Origin of the sequence: Rahnella perminowiae (genome assembly GCF_019049695.1) — a bacterium.
Lineage (GTDB): Bacteria > Pseudomonadota > Gammaproteobacteria > Enterobacterales > Enterobacteriaceae > Rahnella > Rahnella perminowiae.
In genome coordinates, this window is sequence record NZ_JAFMOT010000177.1 from 125015 (window position 1) to 143517 (window position 18503).

The window sequence follows — 18503 nt, forward strand, 5'->3', positions numbered from 1 at the left end:
CATGTATTGCATAATATTATTAGTGACAGTGTCACGTACGTTTTCCTAAGTCGGCCAATGCGTACCTCCCTCGTTCCGATACTGATAGCGATGTATCTGATGCCAGTATTTTTGCCAGTCTGAATGCTTCATCTCCAATATGATCTAATTCCTTGATTAGCATTTCTCCTGCTATACGCCGAACAATAGGTGAACGGTCAATGGTTGCCATTTTTAAATTCTCAAGAAAAGGCCTTTTGGTATCTATTATTCGCTCCTTTAAAACAGGAACGCTGCGTCTTATGCCGTATGCTTTGTCAATCCACTGCCATGTCATTCCCTCAGCCCAAACGAATTTGCTTTCAAACAGACAACGATATGCTTTTGCTCGCAGGGTGGGTTGAACCGATGATTCTGCAATCTCTGTCAGAAAGGCGTCTAATGCATTTATACGACCGGCTTGCATAAATACAGTGGCAACAGGTCCCGACGTGGAATAAATAAGCCGTTTTTTAAGAGACTCGGTTACTTTCTCCATTAAAATAATTTTCATCAGAATATCTTTTTCTCTATCACCCATTCTCCCCCATGAATTCCAGTAGGGGAGCGTTATAAACAAGACATCAACGATAATCTCCGGGTCTGAACATTCAGCGATTAATGGTAATACATCACGTGCAGCCTCTCTTACCTGAGGAACCCAGTCATTAAGTTTCCGGACGACCAAAGCAAATAAAAAACTATTTGGTGCTCCGCCTGATAATGTCCTTAATGCTTTTTCCCGCCTGAAACCATCAGCATTACAAACATCCAGCCATTTGAGAGAACCAATCAGGTAATTCTTAAATCTTGCGTATTGTGGATGAGATGTTTGAAGTGACGATGAAATTGTCCAACGGATCATACATTCCCAGTAATCAAGGTTTTTTAATGGCAGTTTCGAGCTTGCAGCAATAAACGTTGATATATCCGGTCTGATAACCTGATACAAAACATCAAAGGTAAGTGATTTATTTACAGATGTAATAACTTCCTGTTGAAGGCTATCCTGCAGTTGCATGCGCTAATTTCCCCTGAAAATTTTATAGCTGCCAGATCTTTTTAAAGTAGCGATAGCGTAAAGTCAACTCGCGTTTGCCCGCTTACTATTTGTCAGCACATGTATATCAATCCTTGAATATATTATCAGGACGTTAATTCATGGCTGTCGGCAAGCAGCTCGTGTATTTCCCCGGACGACAAGGGTCCGGAAAGGATCACACTGACCCAGTGCTCTTTGTTGATAGGATAGATAGCTAATCATCCTCCTTTACGCAGCCCTTGCAGTAATGCCTGCGTCGCACCGGAAGATTTTCCAGATGGCGAACATACGAGACAAAATTCACGGTGTATAGAAGGTGTCACCGGTACCACGCACAGGCCCCGCAATTCATCTGGCAGGGCAGATTCAGGCACCAGCGCCACCCCCATGCCTTCACGCACCAGCATGCAGGCGCTGACCCAATCCCGTACTTTTACGCGTACATCGGAGAGGTGCAAGCCTGCCTGCTCCATCAGGCTTTTTCCATTAACGACACATCCGCCTGTCGCGAGAATAAAGGGTTGGTCGGCCAGTTCCTCTAGCGTTATGCCATGCGCCCTTTCATTGCGCCCCTGCAAATGGTGGGATGGCATTACCGCTACCCACGCATCCTGCCCCAAAACCACGTCTGCTCTTCCCGGTACAGGGTTCATCACCACACCCAGTTCAACAGTGTCTGCTGCAATCCATTCCTCCACTTCCTCATCCGTACCTTCCAGTACCACCACTTCTGTGCCCGGATGCAGGCGTTTAAAGTCGCGCAGCAGTCCAGGAAGAAATGTGGAAGTCACTGAGGGAAAACTGGCGAGGCGAATCCTTCCGCCATGTAGACCGCGGCTTTCATCAGCCAGCACGCGGATCGCATTCAGGCTCGCAAGCATTCTCCTTGCCTGTTCAATAACCTGCTCACCCAGTGCGGTGACGCCGATGTGCCGACGCTCCCGCGTGAACACCGGGAACCCAAGTGAAGCCTCTAACTGGGCGATAGCCTGACTGGCGCCGGACTGAGTCATTCCTACCTCTTCAGCGGCGCGTGAGATATTACTGGCATCCGCAACGGCTACCAGTAAGCGCCAGTGCACAAGATTCATCATGCGTATCAGTAGCTCATCTAATAGTTAATTTGTTAATCATTAATTTTACAGCAGGAAACACATTATGCACAGTGTGTTCAGGAACGCACAGCACATTGTTAAACAGCTTTTCAATTTTATCGGAGAGATAATGAAACTTTATTACGCCCCGGATACCTGTTCGCTTTCACCACACATCGTACTGCGTGAACTCGGGCTTGAATTTGAACTGGTTAAAGTGGACAACAGAAGCAAACTCACCGCTGACGGACGTGACTTCCGTACCATTAACCCTAAAGGTTATGTCGCCGCACTGGAACTGGACAATGGCCAGATACTGACCGAAGGTCCGGCAATTGTGCAGTACCTCGCTGACCTGAAGCCGGAAAGAGGGCTGGCACCGCGAGCGGACAGTTGGGCGCGAGTGCGCCTGCAGGAGTGGCTAAACTTTATCACCACTGAAATACACGCGGGATCCGCACCGCTTTTCAACTCAACCCTGCCTGAAGACGTCAGGTCGATTTTTCGTGAAAAACTCTTCCGGCGGTTCGATTTTCTGCAGGATACGCTCAATGAAAATGCCTATCTGACGGGCCCGTCGTTCAGCGTTGCCGATGCTTACCTTTTCACCGTGCTGGGTTGGTGTAAATTCTTTTCCATCGAACTGAATCGCTGGCCTGTATTAACGGCCTATAGGGAAAATATTTATGCCCGTCCTGCCGTGCAGGCGGCCTTACTGGCAGAAGCCTCTCAGCTGGCGTAGAAATTGGTCACATCGGCAAAAGATAACCTTCCGGCAACCCGGTATCGGCTCTTTCCGTGACAATCCGGTAACCGGCAGTGGGTACCGGTTTGATATTTTTATTCTTTTTGTTTTCCTGTTTTTGCAGCATGCAGAATATGTATGCTGCATCAGTCAACTGGCAGTGCCGTTATCAGCGTCGAAGTCCAGAACGTGGCCAGAAAAAGGGCTGCAAGCACCGACGCGGTGGCATGGATCTGACGCTTCATCATTTGTGCTCCGCCAGGGATTTTTCATGAAATTACGGCAAAAAATTACGGGGTGTGGAATCCAAAATGGCACGAAAAGCCGCTGTAAATGCGGCCGGACATGAGAATCCAAGCTGGTAAGCGACCTGCTTAATGGGCATGCCATTGGCGAGAAGATCTAACGAAGCACAAATCCTGGCTCTTTGCTTCCAGGTTCTGAAACTGAATCCTGTATCCCTGATAAACAGTCTCGAGAAGGTACGTTCAGACATTGTGGCGATATGAGCCAGCTCACTAAGCGACGCTTCCCAGCGATAGCTGACCATTATCTCTCTGGCTGCACAGAATAAGCGCTCATCACGGGGCATAGGAAGTTGCGCAGTTAAGGGGGTTGCCTCGCTGAGGATCTCCAGAAGCAACAGGGCCATTTTCCGTTGACCCGCTTCGCTATAGTCCTCACTGAATAACCCGGCTATCAATTCTTTCACCAGCGCGGTAGCGGTAATGACGTGCACGTGCTTACTCTTCGTAAAGTTCGTGCATTCAGCGATAAGGTTGCTGCTGAAATAGATGGCGCGCAGGTCTGTCTGCGATAGCAGGTTATAACTGTGGATCTGAAGAGGCGGTATCCATAACGCGCGCTGAGGAGGTATTACCCAGCGGTTTCCCTCCGTTTCAACCAGCATAACTCCCCTGGTGGCAAAGAGCAGTTGTCCTTCAATATGATAATGAGGAGGATCAGCTTCCCCGCGTTGATAGCATATGGCGGTGCCTGACCAGCCTGTGGCGTCATCGTGTCTTGGCGCTTTATCTATACTACCTGGCATTTCAGATTCAGCCCCTGCAAGTATGATAATCAGGTTGAAACATCCAGTCTGGAACAATATTGGCTGGGTGAGACGTAAAAAAGAAGATTATCATAAGTTTGACAGGAGCATATGCCAATGCGAGTACACTTCATCGTACATGAAAGTTTTGAAGCACCGGGGGCCTATGAAACATGGGCAAGAGTACGGGGTCATGACGTCACTTTTTCCCGTGTTTATGCAGGTGAAAAGCTCCCATATGATGCTCATGGCATCGATTTATTGATTGTCATGGGTGGACCACAAGATCCGGCCGTGACCCTTGAAGAGTGCGCCCATTTTGACTCAAAAGCTGAGCAGGCTTTAATTGCTTCGGCCATAAAGTCTGGTAAAGCCGTCATTGGTATTTGCTTAGGTTCTCAGCTGATTGGTGAAGCGCTTGATGCCCCGTTTGCCCCCAGTCCAGAAAAAGAGATAGGTAAGTTCCCGATTTTCCTGACCGAGGCGGGCAGTAAAAATGAGATGTTTACCCATTTTGGCGCAACGCTGGAAGTAGGTCACTGGCATAACGATATGCCGGGCCTGACGGCTCATGCTGAAATTATCGCCTACAGTGAAGGGTGTCCGCGTCAAATCGTGGCTTATTCCGATTTGGTTTACGGATTCCAGTGCCATATGGAACTTACCCCGGACGTGGTTGAACGGCTGATTTCCCATTCCGCGAAAGACCTGAGCCGGGCCGCAGACTATCGCTTCGTCAATACCGTGGAAGAGCTGCGTACACATGATTACACTGAAATGAACAAGGTTTTGTTCACTTTTCTCGACAAACTTGATGCGCGATACAAATCGGCAAAAGCATGAAATAAAGTCCGGAGCTTTCCTTTTGCGGGCTATTTTACTCACGAAAGATTTTGCAGCGGCTGTTCCTGGCACAGGCTGTGTGAAAACCCTGACCAAAAACTGAAGTGCGCACGTCTACGCAAAATCTGGAATTGATCGACTGGTTAGTAGAGCCGAATTTTACGTATGAGCGCGGTTTTCAGCTCTGTTTTTGGCAGTTTCAGCGGCCAAAAAAGTTTTCACACAGCCTGGGCACGAAGCAGACCAGTGTGAGGTTCGTTAGGTCCGCTGCGAGCGATGAGCGGGCATAAATTCTCGTAAGCCGATTGCAGTACGTTAAATTGCAGACGTAACGATAAGCTGAACAACTTAGGATAGAATGCTCTTGTGTAGGAGCACAACGTGAACGTTTGAGCAGCTAATAGGTAAATTATTCATGAGTAGGCGACTTAACAGAGATCATCGAACCAAAGTCAGAAATATTCCCCGACGCATAAAAGCTCTTAATCGTTGGGCTGGTACTTTTCATAGCCCTGAACGTAGCATTTTTTCAGAAGATGAGCATTACTGGAATTTCAAAATTCCAGTAGAAATTAATCTCATTCAGGGAAAATACAGCACGATTAAAACCAAAGCAGCTTGTGCACAAGCTTTAATTAACGCATGTTCAAACCTTATAACGGCCACTGTTGGTATGAATTACAGTTCGCGGATTACCGCTGTTGTATGTCTTCCGGATATGTTTACAAGTGAGGTCTGTCTTTATCGCTCCGAAGAATATTATCAAGGCTTCATAACTGAAGATCATTCAGAGAATGGTGCTTCTGCTTTGATCAAAGATCGTAGCCTTGCTGCTGAGTGGGGACTCGTTCTACCAGCTAACGTACAGGAAATAGGTATCACACTCGAATATTATGGAAGCGAGGACCGGGATGAATGGTTCACGGGAGAACGCTGGTATTATGGTCAGGTGACTTAAGAGAGTTGCTTTCATTTGATTGGAAATAAAACTCCTATAAAAGCAGGTTCTACTTTTGTCTAACGTGCATTCCTGGCACGTAGCGGATGAGCTAACGAAGCTGGAGGACCGCTATGAGCGAGCAGCGGAAGTTAGCTATCAACTCTGTAGCGATTTAACTCAATATGAGCCACTGAGCGAGATAATCTCAAAAAATTCATTTCCAGTAATTTATCTTCCATAGCGGCCTCTGAATCCGAGTTGAATATTGCTTATTACCATGCTGTAATGCTTTGATGATTAAAGCATAAAATAAATAAGAGGGCAAAATGAGTAAAGTGCTTGCAATCCTGGTTGGTGCTTTGTGTTTCTCTGGAATAGCAAATGCAAATAATAATTACATTCCTATACTATATAACTTGTCAACCATACTTGATTTCAATCCCGTAAAAGGCCCAATAAAATCACTAGATGAACATGTTGTAGCTAATGGAAAGGAAATTCAAGAGATCAAGCTTAATTTTGATAATGGTTTTTGCGTTGAGAATTTAACTATTAATAGGCCGACTGAGGGCTACTCCCTTGAGCTGAAATTAAAGGGTAGTGTTCTTGAGGGGCAAAAAAATGGGAAACCGTTTTCCATAGAATTGTCTAAGGACTGCAACCTTCATACAGTAAACGATAATGGTGACAAGATGGAATATACACTAAATTCTAATGGGATGATAAAGGATACATTCTTTTTAGGAAGTAAAATATCTGAACATTTTTATGATAAAGAATCAAATTTTGTTCGTTCAGTATTTCTATTTGAAGATAAAGTACTTTCAAAAAACGAAGTTACCTATGCAGATAGTCATGAGCGGCCTCTGGACTATAAGATAACAAATTCCTCGGGTAACTCAGGTGGATTCATCGCCACAAATTCCTGTGAATACTCAGAACAGCTTGTACCGAAGCTATGCCAACTGACGGTGCAGAAGACCGATTCACCGCCTTCAAAACCAACAGAAATGACGGTGAGCACAAAAGTAGAATTTTATTAAGCGCAACGTTCACTCTTCCGTCGGAAGCCAGCCTTTTTCCGATGGAAGACAACAGACCAGAAGTGAAAATGATATAATTGCCCTCCAGTAATTAATCAAAGAATAAATTCTTGATATAGCGTAATCATCACCAGGCTATAGGCTGGTCTGCATTGAGCGAGTAGCGGAATATTAAGGAGGGCGGCTATTTCCTTGGCTTCCTTTTGCAGGAAGAATTACCCTGTAGCATAACATCGGTTATTCTAATCACTCCTCCGGGTATATTGATCATATGCGTAAACTACAAAAATTCATTGCCGCCGAATATACCAATCCTTCGCCTCAATCCAATCTCCCTTCGACAGCGATACCTCGTATTGCATCAAAATGTCGAAATGATGAAGTTGCAGATGCACATATCCTCATAAAGCAGCTCAAAGCTGAGTTGGCCACAGTTCCTGATTGGGATGGAGATACACAAGATGACATCTGGAAGACCATCGAACTGTTCAGAGCAATCTTGGCGAAGGTAAGAGAATAAATGCCCCTAATGTCCGCTCCTGGCACAAAGCTGCCTGTCATGCCTGCTTTAAAAACTGGCTTAACGTAGGATACTTTCAGCTTTCCAGGTGGCTGCCAATCAGGCTATATCATTTTTTAACGGAACTGATTGTGGCTAACTGTTTGTTTCCGGTTGCTTTCACGATGGACGTTTACCGTGGCCCCACAACTTACAGGCCAACCAATTGCATCTTTTTGAAGCTCGCATTGAAACAATATTTTTTGAGCAACTTCTTCCTCAACAGCATGGTTCGTACTCGGTGTAATTGAGACAGGACTCACCTGGCCCTCCATTTGCCCCGGCAGAATCATCAACCAGAACGAACCCATTAACGTTGTGTTGCGTTGATGACCATCTGGACGATGCGTCCGCATGGGCGAACGATGTTGACGCCAAATAAACGAGAGCTGTAAATATATAGATTAGTTTCAGACGCATAAGCAGCACCTTTTTGGAAAAACACTATTTGCCTGAAAGCGCTTACCTTAATTGCTACATGGGATGGCGGTGCCGCCTTTACCAGCCGCACCGCCTTTACCGCCTTTACCGCCCTGCCCGTTGTTACCGTCCTTACCTGGCTGCCCATCTTTACCAGAATGCCCGCATTTTACCGTCACTGCCTTAAGGGAACTGGCCTGGTCTGCTGACACAGGGATTGTGGCTGTACTGTTCTGCGTTATAGCATCTTCAGCATGTACTGCACCCGACAAGCAAAACTCAGTACAAAACAAAAATGCTACTAATTTAAGATTCATATTCACAAAGAAGTCTCCTCAACTGCGTGTTATAAAAACTGCCAGATCGTGTGATCTGGCAGCATGGGATTTATATGACCACCATCGCCACCATTATCGCTACCGCTTCCTCCGGTTCCACCTGCTCCGCCATCGCCTGCAAGAATAATCAGATGGTCAACAGAAGATGTATTGAAGTGATGGAGTGGTTCCGCTGCTCTGGATAACCCGTAAAGGAGATAAATAACAACGCTGCAATTCTGCTTACTTTCATAATTAAAACCTCATTGTCAAAAGTTGGGGTTCTATTTCTGGTAAAAGAATGCCTAATAACCTTGCAGAATAAACATAGCAACCGATTTGTGAGGTCTTTATTTAATAATGTAATATTATATTTCCTTGCGAGTTTTTTATTGTTGTTGAGCGGGTTATTTATTTTCAATTTTTATTTTTTGTTTATGTATTGTTTACGTGGGTAGTTAAATAATCCGTTTTCAATCCATTCTTCCAGTTATTGTAAAAGCTAAATTCAATATGAAGAATGATTGCTTTGTCAAAAAAACTTAATAAACATAAAGGGAAATGATTACGTGTGAATTTAAAACCAGCAGTGATGAGATTCAACGCAAATGATCTCACTCTGCTTTTGTAGGGCTTGCCTGGAAACCGAACAATACCCTGCGTTAAGCCTGTTTTTTAAGCAGGCATGACAGGCAACTTTGAGCGAAATATCTGCTGGCACTGGAAGCGCGAAAGTCGTCCTTACAGAAGCCATAAAAAGCTTGCCGAATGTCTCAGGGCGTGAAACGGACATAGCATCCCCGGGATAGCCAGAAATCAGAGTTGTCCCGTCACCGGTTTCGGGATGCTGCTTTTCCAGGCAGGATACTTTATGCTGGTGAGAATTACTTTGTAGGATATGAACATGATAACAGTAGAGAAATCAGATCCATTTTCTTCAGAATCCCATCGATTAATCGAGATGCTGTCAGCTGAACTTGCCGCTATTACGGGTGATAACGGCAAAAGCAATTTCACTGTTGATGCAATGAATGGTGATAAAGCGTTATGGGTATTGGCAAAGAATGCTCATGGCGATGCGATAGGATGCGGTGCTATCCGGCCATTAACGCAAAATATAGCCGAGCTTAAAAGAATGTTTTCAGACCGAAGTGTGCCAGGCGTGGGTAACGCTTTACTCACTTTCCTGGAAATCTCCGCAAAAGAAATGGGATATCTCGAACTGAGACTGGAAACCCGACATATCAACCATCGGGCCGTAAATTTTTACAAGAAAAATGGGTATGTCCGTATTGAGAATTATGGTCCATACACAGGCAGAGAAGAGGCCGTCTGTTTCGCAAAAACATTGTGCTAATTGCATTAATGGATCCTGATGCCCGCGCCTGGCACCAGAAAAAAGAGTTGTCATACCTGCTACGCGCGAGGAGCAGACCTCGCAACATCCTCTCATTTAGTGACCTGCAAATACCGGCTTTTTATGTCATATCTGCCTGATCTCACCTCCGTTAATCATGTTTAATACCGCGAACTTTGGCAATAGGTCATCCTTAAGAAAATCACAGGTTGCCTCTTTTGCAAACAATGTATACATTGTATACATTAATTGCAGATTGACGCTGAGGAAAACATGAGCAGAAAAAATAATGTAGTAACCGTAAGATTAACTGATCAACAACTGAAGGTTTTCACAGACTGGAAGGAAAAATTAGAGGGTGAATTAGGGATCGATGTGCCTTTGGGGGCTGTTATCCGTAGGGCATTAGATGGCGCTATTCAAATGTATAACCAGCGTATGGAGCATGAAGTCCAGGCGGAAGTAAATCCGGACGAACGCACTGCCCGAACACAAGGTGCTAACGCCTATATCAGTGACTACAAGGAAGGGAAATAATCATGACCATCATCGACAGTAAAGCACATCACGCAGGGTTCAGAGAGCATTATGTCGATAACGCTAAGCCAGTGTGGGATATCGGTCGCCCGCAAAAACCTTTCATCGAAAGCGCCTCTGATATACGTGGGCCAATCTTAGATATTGGCTGTGGCACGGGTACGCTTGCCACTTATTTCGCTAAGCGTGGTGAGCAGGTTACCGGGATTGATTTTGTCGAAGAGGCGGTCGGGCGTGCTGCCGCGAAGGCGAAAGCAGCGGGTCTTAACATCGACTTTATGGTTAAAGACTTTTTCACTATTGGCAGTTGGGATCGGAAGTTTCGGAGCATTATTGACAGTGGGCTGTTTCATATTTTTTCAGGCGATGAGGTGAGAAAGGCTGCTTACCTGGATATCGTGAGTAAATTACTCAGCGATAATGGCCGACTTTATGTTATGGCCTGCAAAAAAGAAACCGGGATCGATGCAGGTATTAACGCTGATGAGATTTTTGAGACCTTCCGTGAACGCTTTATCGTTGAGTCATTGCATGAGTTTGAGGCCGAAACCGTTATTGACGCAGCGGAAAACATCCCCGGCAAGCAGTGGCTAAGTTATTTTGCGGTGATTAAAAAACGCTAATGTTAAAGGGGACTGTGTCCCCCATTTTCAGGATCTGAGGTTCCGGGATAAAAGTGAGAATCAAATAGAGCCGCGTCGGAACTGGAATTCAGGGCCGTGCTGATTTCAGATGCGCATACAACAATGGATAACAATCATTTATCAGCAAATGAAATCATTGAACATCACAATGTTACGCTTGCCGGACCGTTCGTATCGCTTTCGACCGCGGCGGGCTGGAGCTTTTGAGTTTGAACTAAGAGCCGTCCGCAGGACGGCTAAAAAGGCTGATTTTCGCTCCTGGCACCAAGCGGTCTGCAAAACGCTCAAACTTCCAGTGCACGCTTATAGTCGATCCTCAGCAAAGCCCCTGAATACGGCATCTTCTCTAAAAGCGTTTCCGATAGCCCAAGCCGCGCTGTGGTGACATACAGATAACGATCATCATCTGCAAAGGCACAGCTTGTCGGTCGCTGCACGGGGAGATTAAGCCATCGCTCGATTTCTCCTTCCGGGGATATCCGCGCAATGGCAGCGCCATCAAAGAGTACACTCAGGAGAAACCCGTCCTGATCAACGATCAGTCCGTCAGGTTTACCTTTTTGGGGATTAATGCTGACAACTACCCTCCGATGACTGACTTCGCCTGAGCAAGGATCGTTATCATATCCGTAAATTACGCCACGCCGGGAATCAGTGACGTAGAGTGTTTTGCAGTCGGGACTCCAGCTGATTCCATTGATAAGCGTGAAACCAGAATCGACGGTGTGCCACTTACCGTCTGGATCGAGACGATACAAATAACCTGAACCGTCTTTCAATTCTTCATCTATCAGCCCAACCCACAGGCGGCCTGAGGCGTCCAGGCTCGCATCGTTGAGACGGAAGCCCTCCTGTACGTCTGGCGCAGTGGCGATCCTTCGTCTCTTACCGGCTCTGTCAATTAGCTCAACATGGCAGCCTATGCCAATGATTAACTCACCCGTATTTTTCTCCACGACAAAGCCCAGCGGCCCGGGCATGGCATGTTCCACATTCCGGCCCGTTTCGGGATCAAAATAATTGAGACAACCCCCAAGGGTATCAACCCATAAAAGCCTGGCTCTTGACCAGCTCCAGATGGGGGACTCTCCCAGTACTGCCTTACCTGGAAATACCACCGAAATGCCATTCACTGTCGCGGTTCCACATCAGAAATCGCGATCGACTGCCAGTTCTCCGCAACCTCCTGAGCAGTTGATGCCTTAACAGCGCGAAGATTTCGCGGATAGTCGACATTTGCGGCCTCCATCATTTTAGTTGCATGGAACTGCCCGTTCGCGGCACGAAGTATCCATCCCCCATCAGTACATTCTGCTGAGGCAAGATAGGCCACTCCCGGTGCCACTTCCGAAGGGTGGAGTTCGGCAGGTTCCCCCTCTATCCCCCACATACGTGTCTGGGCAACGGGAGAAATTGCATTGACGATAATTCCATTTTTTTTGCCTTCACTGGCAAGGACATTCGTGAGCCCTATCACGGCCATCTTGGCTGCCGCGTAGGAGGCAAGACCATTATGAACATACTGCGGATAGAGCGCCCGGCAAGAGGTCGTCATAATGATGCGGCCATAGCCAGCAGCTTTCATTGCAGGCCAGGCCGCCTGCGCCAACCAGAGAGGTGCCTTGGCAGCAATGGCCATCATATGGTCAAAAGAACTTTCCTCTATCGACTCGATATTCTCGTAAGCCACCCAACCCGCATTATGGATTAAGGCATCCAGCCGGCCCGCGATTTGAAGGGCGTCTCTGCACAAGTTGTGGCAGCTCTCGCGTGAGGCCAGTTCCCCCGGGATCGCGTGTACATTCAGCCCTTCCAATCGAAGTGTCTCTGCCGCCAGTTCTGCAATATGAGGATCGACACCCTCCCCGTCAGAATTGGCACCGATATCCTGAATCAAAACCATTGCGCCAAGCTGACCCATACACCGGGCATACGCGAATCCCAATCCACGACCCGCACCGGTGATAAGCACTACCCGACCTTTAAAATCCACCATGTCACCCTCGCCGTTTTCACTAAGTGATTGAGAAAACAACATAGAGTGATACCTTTGATATATAAAATACTCTTTATATGGCTTCTTAATACTTTAATTGTATCGTGGAAAGATTGACTCAATAACAAGAGGGATGGCGGAATATGACGACAGAGAGTCGGGCACGGATCACTTTACGAAGAATGGAGCAATTCGTTGCTGTCGCGGAGGAGTTACATTTTCACCGGGCCGCTGAACGCCTTAACATGTCGCAGCCTCCGCTGACCAGTGCCATACAGAAACTGGAGGAAGATCTCGGCGTCACTCTTATCGAGCGTGGTAATCGCGTACTTGGCCTGACGCCTGCGGGAGAAAAGTTTGTCAGTGAGGCACGCAAAACCCTCCGACAGGCTGAAAAAACCATTGTTTCTACGATAGATGTGGCTGAAGGACGAACGGGTCTTTTACGCCTGGGTTATGTAGGAAGCGCACTTTATGGCCGGTTGCCCGATATTATTCGTGAATTCAGGGCAAGTCATCCGAAGGTACGACTTGAATTGCGGGAAACAACAACCGCTGCACAGATTGCTGCTCTGCGCGACGGGACGTTAGACATCGGTGTACTGATCCCCCCTCTTGAAAAGGCTGATGACATCGAACAGGTCAATTTCGACAGTGATCGTCTGTGCATGGCTATCCCAAAAGATCATCCTTTCAGTAAGCGGTCAGACCTTACGCTTGCCGATCTTGCAGGTGAACCCTTTATTTTGTGGCCAATGCCTGAGGGGCGGAGCTTTCATCTGCAGGTTATCCGCCTTTGTGCTAAAGCTGGCTTTGTGCCGATGATTACTCAGGAAGCACATGGAATGCATGCAGTCTTGTCATTGGTGTCTGTGGGAGGAGGTGTATCTGTCGTTCCTCAAAGTATGAGTGGCTTTCGAGGTGACCGGATTAGTTATCATCCCTTATCAGGTGCTGAAATTGAATTCGATCTCGTCATCGGCTATCGTCACTTATCTCCATCAGCACATGCCTTCGTTCTTAACTGCCGCAGATAAGCAGCAGGTTTTATCACATTCACTAGGAAAATTTTCCAGCCGTCGGAGTGGTAATCTTTTGACGGTGGGAGTAGTGAAGGACTGTCTTTTTCTGGCACCAAGAGGACCAGTTAGTTGATTCGAAGGTCCGGTTTGAGCGAGGAGCGGAAGTACGCGCTCAATTCCTTTTACTTCTCCTCTGCGCGTGCTTTCTGTTCTGTGGATGGCATCGGCAGATTCCTGGTTGTTGATTCCTGTGTCAGTGCGTCGTTTTCCACAGCACCCAACAAAGCATCCAGCAGCCCGGGAAAGCGAGCATTAAGATCTTCCCGGCGCAGCGATAGTAAATTTTCGCGCCCGAAAGGGCGCTGCCAGATAACGCCACTATCCCGTAAGACACGCCAGTGGTGAGTCAGCGTCGATTTAGGAATCCCACTCAGCACGGCGCTACAAGCATGCTCACCGCCGCCCGCCAGCACCCGAACCACCGTCAGACGTAATGGATTCCCCAAAGCTGTCAGCACATTTTCAAGACGTATTTGTTCCGCATCAGGGTGTTTAGAAAGCATGGGGTTTCTCAGCAGATTGTAAACATGCCAACACTATACTTTAAATTTTATCGATTGACTAATGTACGAGTACATACATACATTAAATGTACGCATGTAGTCGAACATTAGTTCATTTGGAGATTATTTATGGTTACTGCCTTACGGGAATCAGGTGCCCCTCGCTTTCAACACCTCAGCCTTGCGCTGCTTGCCTTCGCCCAACTCATGTACTCCCTTGATATCAATATTGTGTTTGTAGCACTACCGGAAATTGGATCGGGGCTGGGGTTTTCGGAGCACACGCTCCAGTGGGTGGTCAGTGCTTATACGGTATGCTGTGGGGGATTTTTATTGTTCGGTGGACGAGCAGCAGATCTTCTGGGACAACGTCGGGTTTTTATCGGTGCGTTATGGCTCTACGCGCTCTCCTCACTGGCCGGTGGATTAGCGTGGAGTCCTGTCGTCATTGTCATTGCACGAGCCATACAGGGTATAGGCGCAGCATTACTTTTTCCTGCCACGCTTTCGCTTATAAACAGACTGTTCGAGGAAGGGCCGTTGCGCAACCGGGCACTGGCAGTCTGGGGCGGCGCAGGCGCAAGTGGTCTTACACTGGGATCGCTCGCGGGCGGGATACTTACAGGCGTCTATGGCTGGCCGTCAGTATTTTTCGTCAATGTTTTATTGGCAGCGATTGCAATATGCGCCGCTTTTTTTGTGTTACCGAAGGACAGTTTCCAGGAAGAGCGCCGCAGCTTCGATTTGCCGGGCGCTGTGACAGTCACCACAGGAGCAATTCTGCTGGTTTATGCTCTGGTTCAGGGGCCTGAAGAGGGTTGGTTGTCAGAGCATATTCTCTTATCACTGAGTCTGTCAGTGGTATTTCTGCTGGCGTTTGCCGCCATAGAATTTCGCAGCCCTGACCCATTAATGCCGGTACGATTATTCAGGAATCGAAGTCTGACAACAGGCATGGTGATCACGTTTATTTATATGGGAACCTTCGGTGCTCTGCCTTATTTTCTGACAGTTATGTTTCAGAACATTATGGAATACAGCGCCTTGCAGACCGGCCTGGCGTTTATAGCGCCTTCGCTGGCAATTTTTGTCGGAACGCAATTCGGAGCCCGACTTGCAAATAGTCTGTCGTTACGCAAAGTTTTACTGGCCGGTTTTTTAACTGGAATTGCGGGTACGCTGGCACTGGTTCCATCAGCCTATTCAGGTGCATCTTATTTAAGCGTATTACCGGGACTGGTCATTTCAGGAATAGGCCAGGGAATTGTCTGGACGGCAATGTGGGTAGCTACTGGTTCAGGCGTAAAGCATTACGAGCAAGGGGTTGCTTCAGGTATGGCTTCTACAACGCTGAATGTTGGTAACGCTATTGGTATTGCTCTGTTAGTTGCTTTATCCGGAAGCGGGACCGTAAGTCTGCATCAGGTGAACTCTACAAACAGTCTCCAAAATGCCTTACAAATTGCATTTTATCTGGCTGCAGCGGGACAAATTGCAGGGCTTTTTGTTTCCTGCCTGTTACCTTGCAAAGCTGCAACTGATTTGCCAGCAGAAATAACCTAGCAGAAAATCAGTATCCTTTGCCGATGGCTTCAGATGAAAAGTATTAATGTGGAAGACCTGCTTATGGCGGGTCTTTTAATTTGCAGCTTGCGCTGGAAGGTGCGCGAAAATTTCAACATGCTGCTGCACTGACCTGCATGTGAACGCTCGTTTCTGGCACCAAGCGGACTAGCCAGTTGATTCGAAGGTCCGCTGTGAGCGAACTGCGGACGTCGGCTCTTACTCGTCATTTTGATGTAATATGACTTAGCATGTGTCTAACTGGCGGCTATTTTATAAACAGCTACTGTCAGGGATTGGATATATCAACTCTATCTCTGGAGCGTCAGTTAAATGCCTACCTGAGCGAGCCATCAAGTACCCAGCAATCTCTTCAACACTGAGATCAACATGTAACATCTCAGGATTTTGGAACCAACTATCTGGCCAAAAAATAAGATCAGATGGATTACCGTTAAAATTCCTCTCAAGCAATGAAAGAGCAAAGTTTTGTTCGGATTCTTTGCCCTCGGAGTCACATATAAATTTGATTGTTTGAATCAATTCGCTCCAGGTATAGTCTGGGTAAAACCTCTCCAGATTAAAGGCCATCCTGGTAAATTCCCTGGCACTGGTCCAGGAGGAAAAATCTCTGAAATCAGGAAAAGTATAGGGACATACAACCTGGTTGTTCCATTCACCCATCATGCTTACTAATATGGGATCTTCTTGATCACAGCCTCCATCAATTTTAGAAAGTATCATTTCAGCACTTTTTGAAAGTTCATTAATTTTGTTACTACTGACTTTGCTTGGTCTCATTCTTTCCGGCAGTGGCATTATTTTAATCCTTGAGAAGTTAACTCATCAAACCGATTGATTTTAAACAATACTCTTTATGTAAATATGGTACTACCTTAGTCCGCTTCACGCCCTGAGACATTCGACAAGTTTTTTACGGCATCAGTAAGGGCGATTTTCGCTCTTCCAGTGCCAGCAAATATTTCGCTTCGTCATAGCGGGTTCTGGTCTTCCAGCAGTGGTAAATGATCCTTAGCCATTTGAATGCCAGAGCCCGGATCGCGGATTGATGAGATTTTCCCTTTTCTCGCTGCCCCTGATAATACAATTTGGCCCAGTATGATGAGTTAACCGTCTTGGCAGCCCATTCAACAAAGGTCTGCCTGACGAACTTCGCACATTGCCATCGCCAGTGAACCCAGGATTTCTGGCCACTTCGTTCTGTCACCGGTGCAATACCTGCGTAGTTTTGAATTTCTTCAGCGCTGTTAAACCGGTTGCGGTTATCACCAAGTGCAGCAAGCATACGTGGGCCCATACACGGCCCCATGCCCGGAAGTGATTTGAACAGCCCCGCATCTGGCAATGTGTCAAACAGCGTTTCGATTCGTTCGTCATAGGTTTTGATGATTTCACTCACGACTTTAATTTGTGTCGCCAGTGCGGTTGCCATCAAAGCATTAGCCTCCTCTATAACACTCGGGTCTGTCGCCAATGGGATCGCGTTATCAATACTCGCAACACGCTGCTCGGTAAGGGCCATTGCGCGACCACCTTTGGCATTCAGAAAGTTGCGGATCGTGTCGCGCCTGGCGCGTTTCAGTTGTTGCAGACTGGGCCATCGTATAATCAGTTCACACAACAGTAAGCTACCCCGGTGTGAGAACCACTCCAGTAATACTGTTTAAGCGTGTTGATTATCCGGTTCACAAAGCGGCGTTTATCTTCAACCAACTGACGACGCTGCTCAACCAGTTGCTGGAGTAACCGGATATCCGCATTGTCGGGTTCAATAGCTTTTATTTTTTGGGGATAACGCAGCATTAACTCTAATGCCAGTTCTGCATCCTGGGGGTCATCTTTAGCGCCGCTGGGCGAGAAGGCTTGCCGGTAACGAGCCAGTGACAAAGCGTGGACGGGGAAAACGGTGATAAAGGGATATTTTTGAAGAGCATATACCACGGGGCCCTTCTTCAGCTCAAGGGCGATAGCTATTTTGCCTTTCACCTGTTTGTGCAACGCGTTGAGGCAGATATCTAACGCTTCAGGCGTATGTTCAATCACATGGAATGTGCGTTCGCCGTTTTTAAACTGAACACAGACATCGTGTTTTTTATCTGCCCAGTCCAGACCAACGTGCGCAGCAAACTGATCTATCGCAGTCATCACCAACTCCTTTTTATCGGGGATTGGTATGCATTCCACGCTCCTCGGAAGAAATATTAGCCAGCAGTTTATCTGCATGCCCTGAGTATTCGTTAGCGAACGCGGAGCACCTACTGGTTAGAAAGAAAAGCGGCGATCATCACATGATTCTCGCTCAATATTCGTAACCAGTAAGCGCATACCCTGTATCACTTAAAAGTGTAATTCTCAAGGTCCGAATGACTATACCTGGCACTGAGCGGACCGAAGCACTGCTCACTGGCAGTGATGAGCGAGGAACGGACATTGCTAACAGTATTCTGCGCGAATCAACAGGGAACTGGTCATTCTGCTTTGAACAAAGATCGGAGTCTTACTGTTGAGTAGGAACTCATTCTACCTAAGAATGTGCAAGAGTTGGGCATCACATTCGAATATTATGGAAGTGAGGACTGTAGTGTATTATTGGAGAACGTTTGACCCTGACCCAAAATCCTGCTCCATTCAGAAACAGAATTCCGGCATGATAAACACTCCCCTGAACGGAGGTGGTGCCGATGAAAAAGTCACGATTCACCGAAGAGCAGATTGTTTTTGCCCTTAA

At 46.9% G+C, this 18503-nt stretch carries 21 protein-coding genes and 3 pseudogenes; 12 read left to right on the forward strand and 12 right to left on the reverse strand.

The genetic code is table 11. The features are described from left to right. Window positions 1-31: 31 nt before the first annotated feature. The 3 genes and pseudogenes from J1781_RS13670 to J1781_RS13675 form a co-directional block, all read right to left on the reverse strand. Window positions 32-1039: a hypothetical protein gene (locus J1781_RS13670; RefSeq protein ID WP_217233750.1), complete on the reverse strand. Its 1008-nt coding sequence runs from the start codon at window positions 1037-1039 to the stop codon at window positions 32-34. Between the two features lie 125 nt (window positions 1040-1164). Beyond that, window positions 1165-1278: pseudogene (locus J1781_RS26510) on the reverse strand (MmcQ/YjbR family DNA-binding protein); the annotation flags it as partial. Beyond that, complete coding sequence (locus J1781_RS13675) at window positions 1279-2154, reverse strand: LysR family transcriptional regulator (protein WP_205951546.1); 876 nt, start codon at window positions 2152-2154, stop codon at window positions 1279-1281. A gap of 130 nt (window positions 2155-2284) precedes the next feature. On the opposite strand from J1781_RS13675, the gene gstA reads away from it, so the two are divergent. Beyond that, window positions 2285-2896 carry a glutathione transferase GstA gene (gene gstA / locus J1781_RS13680; RefSeq protein WP_129950989.1) on the forward strand — a complete coding sequence of 204 codons (612 nt, stop codon included), beginning with the start codon at window positions 2285-2287 and terminating at the stop codon, window positions 2894-2896. Window positions 2897-2903: 7 nt separating this feature from the next. On the opposite strand, the gene J1781_RS26325 is transcribed toward gstA, so the two are convergent. Together J1781_RS26325 and J1781_RS13685 are read right to left on the reverse strand one after the other, a co-directional pair. Then, window positions 2904-3026: a hypothetical protein gene (locus J1781_RS26325; RefSeq protein ID WP_258453513.1), complete on the reverse strand. Its 123-nt coding sequence runs from the start codon at window positions 3024-3026 to the stop codon at window positions 2904-2906. Window positions 3027-3176: 150 nt separating this feature from the next. After that, on the reverse strand, window positions 3177-3950 hold the full coding sequence (locus tag J1781_RS13685) for an AraC family transcriptional regulator (RefSeq protein ID WP_129990884.1): 774 nt from the start codon (window positions 3948-3950) through the stop codon (window positions 3177-3179). A gap of 117 nt (window positions 3951-4067) precedes the next feature. Here J1781_RS13685 and J1781_RS13690 point away from each other — a divergent pair, with 117 nt between their 5' ends. From J1781_RS13690 to J1781_RS13705, 4 genes are all read left to right on the forward strand, one after another. After that, window positions 4068-4793, forward strand: coding sequence for a type 1 glutamine amidotransferase (locus J1781_RS13690; protein WP_129990885.1), 726 nt, complete (start codon window positions 4068-4070; stop codon window positions 4791-4793). A 415-nt stretch (window positions 4794-5208) separates the two neighbouring features. Continuing rightward, entirely contained in the window at window positions 5209-5751 is a 543-nt protein-coding gene (locus J1781_RS13695) for a DUF3916 domain-containing protein (RefSeq protein WP_217233751.1), read from the forward strand. Between the two features lie 308 nt (window positions 5752-6059). Continuing rightward, the gene (locus J1781_RS13700; protein ID WP_217233752.1) at window positions 6060-6776 is read left to right on the forward strand and encodes a YnfC family lipoprotein; all 717 of its coding nucleotides are present in this window, start codon (window positions 6060-6062) and stop codon (window positions 6774-6776) included. Window positions 6777-7047: 271 nt separating this feature from the next. Continuing rightward, window positions 7048-7296 carry a hypothetical protein gene (locus J1781_RS13705; protein ID WP_217138391.1) on the forward strand — a complete coding sequence of 83 codons (249 nt, stop codon included), beginning with the start codon at window positions 7048-7050 and terminating at the stop codon, window positions 7294-7296. A 506-nt stretch (window positions 7297-7802) separates the two neighbouring features. Here the strand turns inward: J1781_RS13705 and J1781_RS13710 are convergent. Beyond that, a complete protein-coding gene (locus J1781_RS13710) occupies window positions 7803-8078 on the reverse strand; it encodes a hypothetical protein (RefSeq protein WP_129955545.1) in 276 nt (91 codons plus the stop codon). 68 nt (window positions 8079-8146) lie between these two features. Between J1781_RS13710 and J1781_RS26330 the strand changes: the two genes are divergently transcribed. From J1781_RS26330 to J1781_RS26190, 5 genes and pseudogenes are all read left to right on the forward strand, one after another. Continuing rightward, window positions 8147-8278: a hypothetical protein gene (locus J1781_RS26330; RefSeq protein ID WP_269154558.1), complete on the forward strand. Its 132-nt coding sequence runs from the start codon at window positions 8147-8149 to the stop codon at window positions 8276-8278. Between the two features lie 698 nt (window positions 8279-8976). Further along, a complete protein-coding gene (locus J1781_RS13715) occupies window positions 8977-9429 on the forward strand; it encodes a GNAT family N-acetyltransferase (RefSeq protein WP_112152623.1) in 453 nt (150 codons plus the stop codon). A gap of 273 nt (window positions 9430-9702) precedes the next feature. Beyond that, entirely contained in the window at window positions 9703-9966 is a 264-nt protein-coding gene (locus tag J1781_RS13720; RefSeq protein WP_217233753.1) for a hypothetical protein, read from the forward strand. 2 nt (window positions 9967-9968) lie between these two features. Then, entirely contained in the window at window positions 9969-10589 is a 621-nt protein-coding gene (locus J1781_RS13725) for a class I SAM-dependent methyltransferase (RefSeq protein ID WP_217233754.1), read from the forward strand. A gap of 66 nt (window positions 10590-10655) precedes the next feature. Further along, window positions 10656-10817, forward strand: a pseudogene (locus J1781_RS26190) (cysteine hydrolase); the annotation flags it as partial. 77 nt (window positions 10818-10894) lie between these two features. On the opposite strand, the gene J1781_RS13730 reads toward J1781_RS26190, so the two are convergent. Together J1781_RS13730 and J1781_RS13735 are read right to left on the reverse strand one after the other, a co-directional pair. Continuing rightward, entirely contained in the window at window positions 10895-11743 is an 849-nt protein-coding gene (locus tag J1781_RS13730; RefSeq protein ID WP_217233755.1) for an SMP-30/gluconolactonase/LRE family protein, read from the reverse strand. Beyond that, the gene (locus J1781_RS13735; protein ID WP_238483533.1) at window positions 11740-12648 is read right to left on the reverse strand and encodes an SDR family NAD(P)-dependent oxidoreductase; all 909 of its coding nucleotides are present in this window, start codon (window positions 12646-12648) and stop codon (window positions 11740-11742) included. Before J1781_RS13735 ends, J1781_RS13730 begins: the two co-directional genes overlap by 4 nt. Window positions 12649-12788: 140 nt before the next feature. Between J1781_RS13735 and J1781_RS13740 the strand changes: the two genes are divergently transcribed. Continuing rightward, entirely contained in the window at window positions 12789-13643 is an 855-nt protein-coding gene (locus tag J1781_RS13740; protein WP_238483534.1) for a LysR family transcriptional regulator, read from the forward strand. 167 nt (window positions 13644-13810) lie between these two features. On the opposite strand, the gene J1781_RS13745 is transcribed toward J1781_RS13740, so the two are convergent. Further along, window positions 13811-14191 (reverse strand): ArsR/SmtB family transcription factor, encoded by a 381-nt coding sequence (locus tag J1781_RS13745; protein WP_217138404.1) that lies wholly within the window; start codon window positions 14189-14191, stop codon window positions 13811-13813. Window positions 14192-14320: 129 nt separating this feature from the next. Here J1781_RS13745 and J1781_RS13750 point away from each other — a divergent pair, with 129 nt between their 5' ends. After that, the gene (locus J1781_RS13750) at window positions 14321-15754 is read left to right on the forward strand and encodes an MFS transporter (RefSeq protein ID WP_129990900.1); all 1434 of its coding nucleotides are present in this window, start codon (window positions 14321-14323) and stop codon (window positions 15752-15754) included. A gap of 273 nt (window positions 15755-16027) precedes the next feature. Here the strand turns inward: J1781_RS13750 and J1781_RS13755 are convergent, their stop codons facing one another. The 3 genes and pseudogenes from J1781_RS13755 to J1781_RS13765 form a co-directional block, all read right to left on the reverse strand. Next, window positions 16028-16573 (reverse strand): hypothetical protein, encoded by a 546-nt coding sequence (locus J1781_RS13755; RefSeq protein WP_129955541.1) that lies wholly within the window; start codon window positions 16571-16573, stop codon window positions 16028-16030. A gap of 115 nt (window positions 16574-16688) precedes the next feature. Further along, a pseudogene (locus tag J1781_RS13760) lies at window positions 16689-17920 on the reverse strand (IS110 family RNA-guided transposase). A gap of 403 nt (window positions 17921-18323) precedes the next feature. After that, window positions 18324-18503 (reverse strand): hypothetical protein (locus J1781_RS13765; protein WP_217233757.1); only part of this gene is annotated, 180 nt, incomplete at its 5' end.

Excerpts from the sequence above, each read along its gene's own strand:
- J1781_RS13675 (WP_205951546.1), bottom strand. The coding sequence starts at position 2,154 with ATGATGAATCTTGTGCACTGGCGCTTACTGGTAGCCGTTGCGGATGCC.
- J1781_RS13690 (WP_129990885.1), top strand. The coding sequence starts at position 4,068 with ATGCGAGTACACTTCATCGTACATGAAAGTTTTGAAGCACCGGGGGCC.
- J1781_RS13745 (WP_217138404.1), bottom strand. The coding sequence starts at position 14,191 with ATGCTTTCTAAACACCCTGATGCGGAACAAATACGTCTTGAAAATGTG.
- J1781_RS13700 (WP_217233752.1), top strand. The coding sequence starts at position 6,060 with ATGAGTAAAGTGCTTGCAATCCTGGTTGGTGCTTTGTGTTTCTCTGGA.
- J1781_RS13720 (WP_217233753.1), top strand. The coding sequence starts at position 9,703 with ATGAGCAGAAAAAATAATGTAGTAACCGTAAGATTAACTGATCAACAA.
- J1781_RS26330 (WP_269154558.1), top strand. The coding sequence starts at position 8,147 with ATGACCACCATCGCCACCATTATCGCTACCGCTTCCTCCGGTTCCACC.
- J1781_RS13670 (WP_217233750.1), bottom strand. The coding sequence starts at position 1,039 with ATGCAACTGCAGGATAGCCTTCAACAGGAAGTTATTACATCTGTAAAT.
- J1781_RS26325 (WP_258453513.1), bottom strand. The coding sequence starts at position 3,026 with ATGCTGCAAAAACAGGAAAACAAAAAGAATAAAAATATCAAACCGGTA.
- J1781_RS13705 (WP_217138391.1), top strand. The coding sequence starts at position 7,048 with ATGCGTAAACTACAAAAATTCATTGCCGCCGAATATACCAATCCTTCG.
- J1781_RS13755 (WP_129955541.1), bottom strand. The coding sequence starts at position 16,573 with ATGCCACTGCCGGAAAGAATGAGACCAAGCAAAGTCAGTAGTAACAAA.
- J1781_RS13725 (WP_217233754.1), top strand. The coding sequence starts at position 9,969 with ATGACCATCATCGACAGTAAAGCACATCACGCAGGGTTCAGAGAGCAT.
- gstA (WP_129950989.1), top strand. The coding sequence starts at position 2,285 with ATGAAACTTTATTACGCCCCGGATACCTGTTCGCTTTCACCACACATC.
- J1781_RS13695 (WP_217233751.1), top strand. The coding sequence starts at position 5,209 with ATGAGTAGGCGACTTAACAGAGATCATCGAACCAAAGTCAGAAATATT.
- J1781_RS13735 (WP_238483533.1), bottom strand. The coding sequence starts at position 12,648 with ATGTTGTTTTCTCAATCACTTAGTGAAAACGGCGAGGGTGACATGGTG.
- J1781_RS13750 (WP_129990900.1), top strand. The coding sequence starts at position 14,321 with ATGGTTACTGCCTTACGGGAATCAGGTGCCCCTCGCTTTCAACACCTC.
- J1781_RS13715 (WP_112152623.1), top strand. The coding sequence starts at position 8,977 with ATGATAACAGTAGAGAAATCAGATCCATTTTCTTCAGAATCCCATCGA.
- J1781_RS13685 (WP_129990884.1), bottom strand. The coding sequence starts at position 3,950 with ATGCCAGGTAGTATAGATAAAGCGCCAAGACACGATGACGCCACAGGC.
- J1781_RS13740 (WP_238483534.1), top strand. The coding sequence starts at position 12,789 with ATGGAGCAATTCGTTGCTGTCGCGGAGGAGTTACATTTTCACCGGGCC.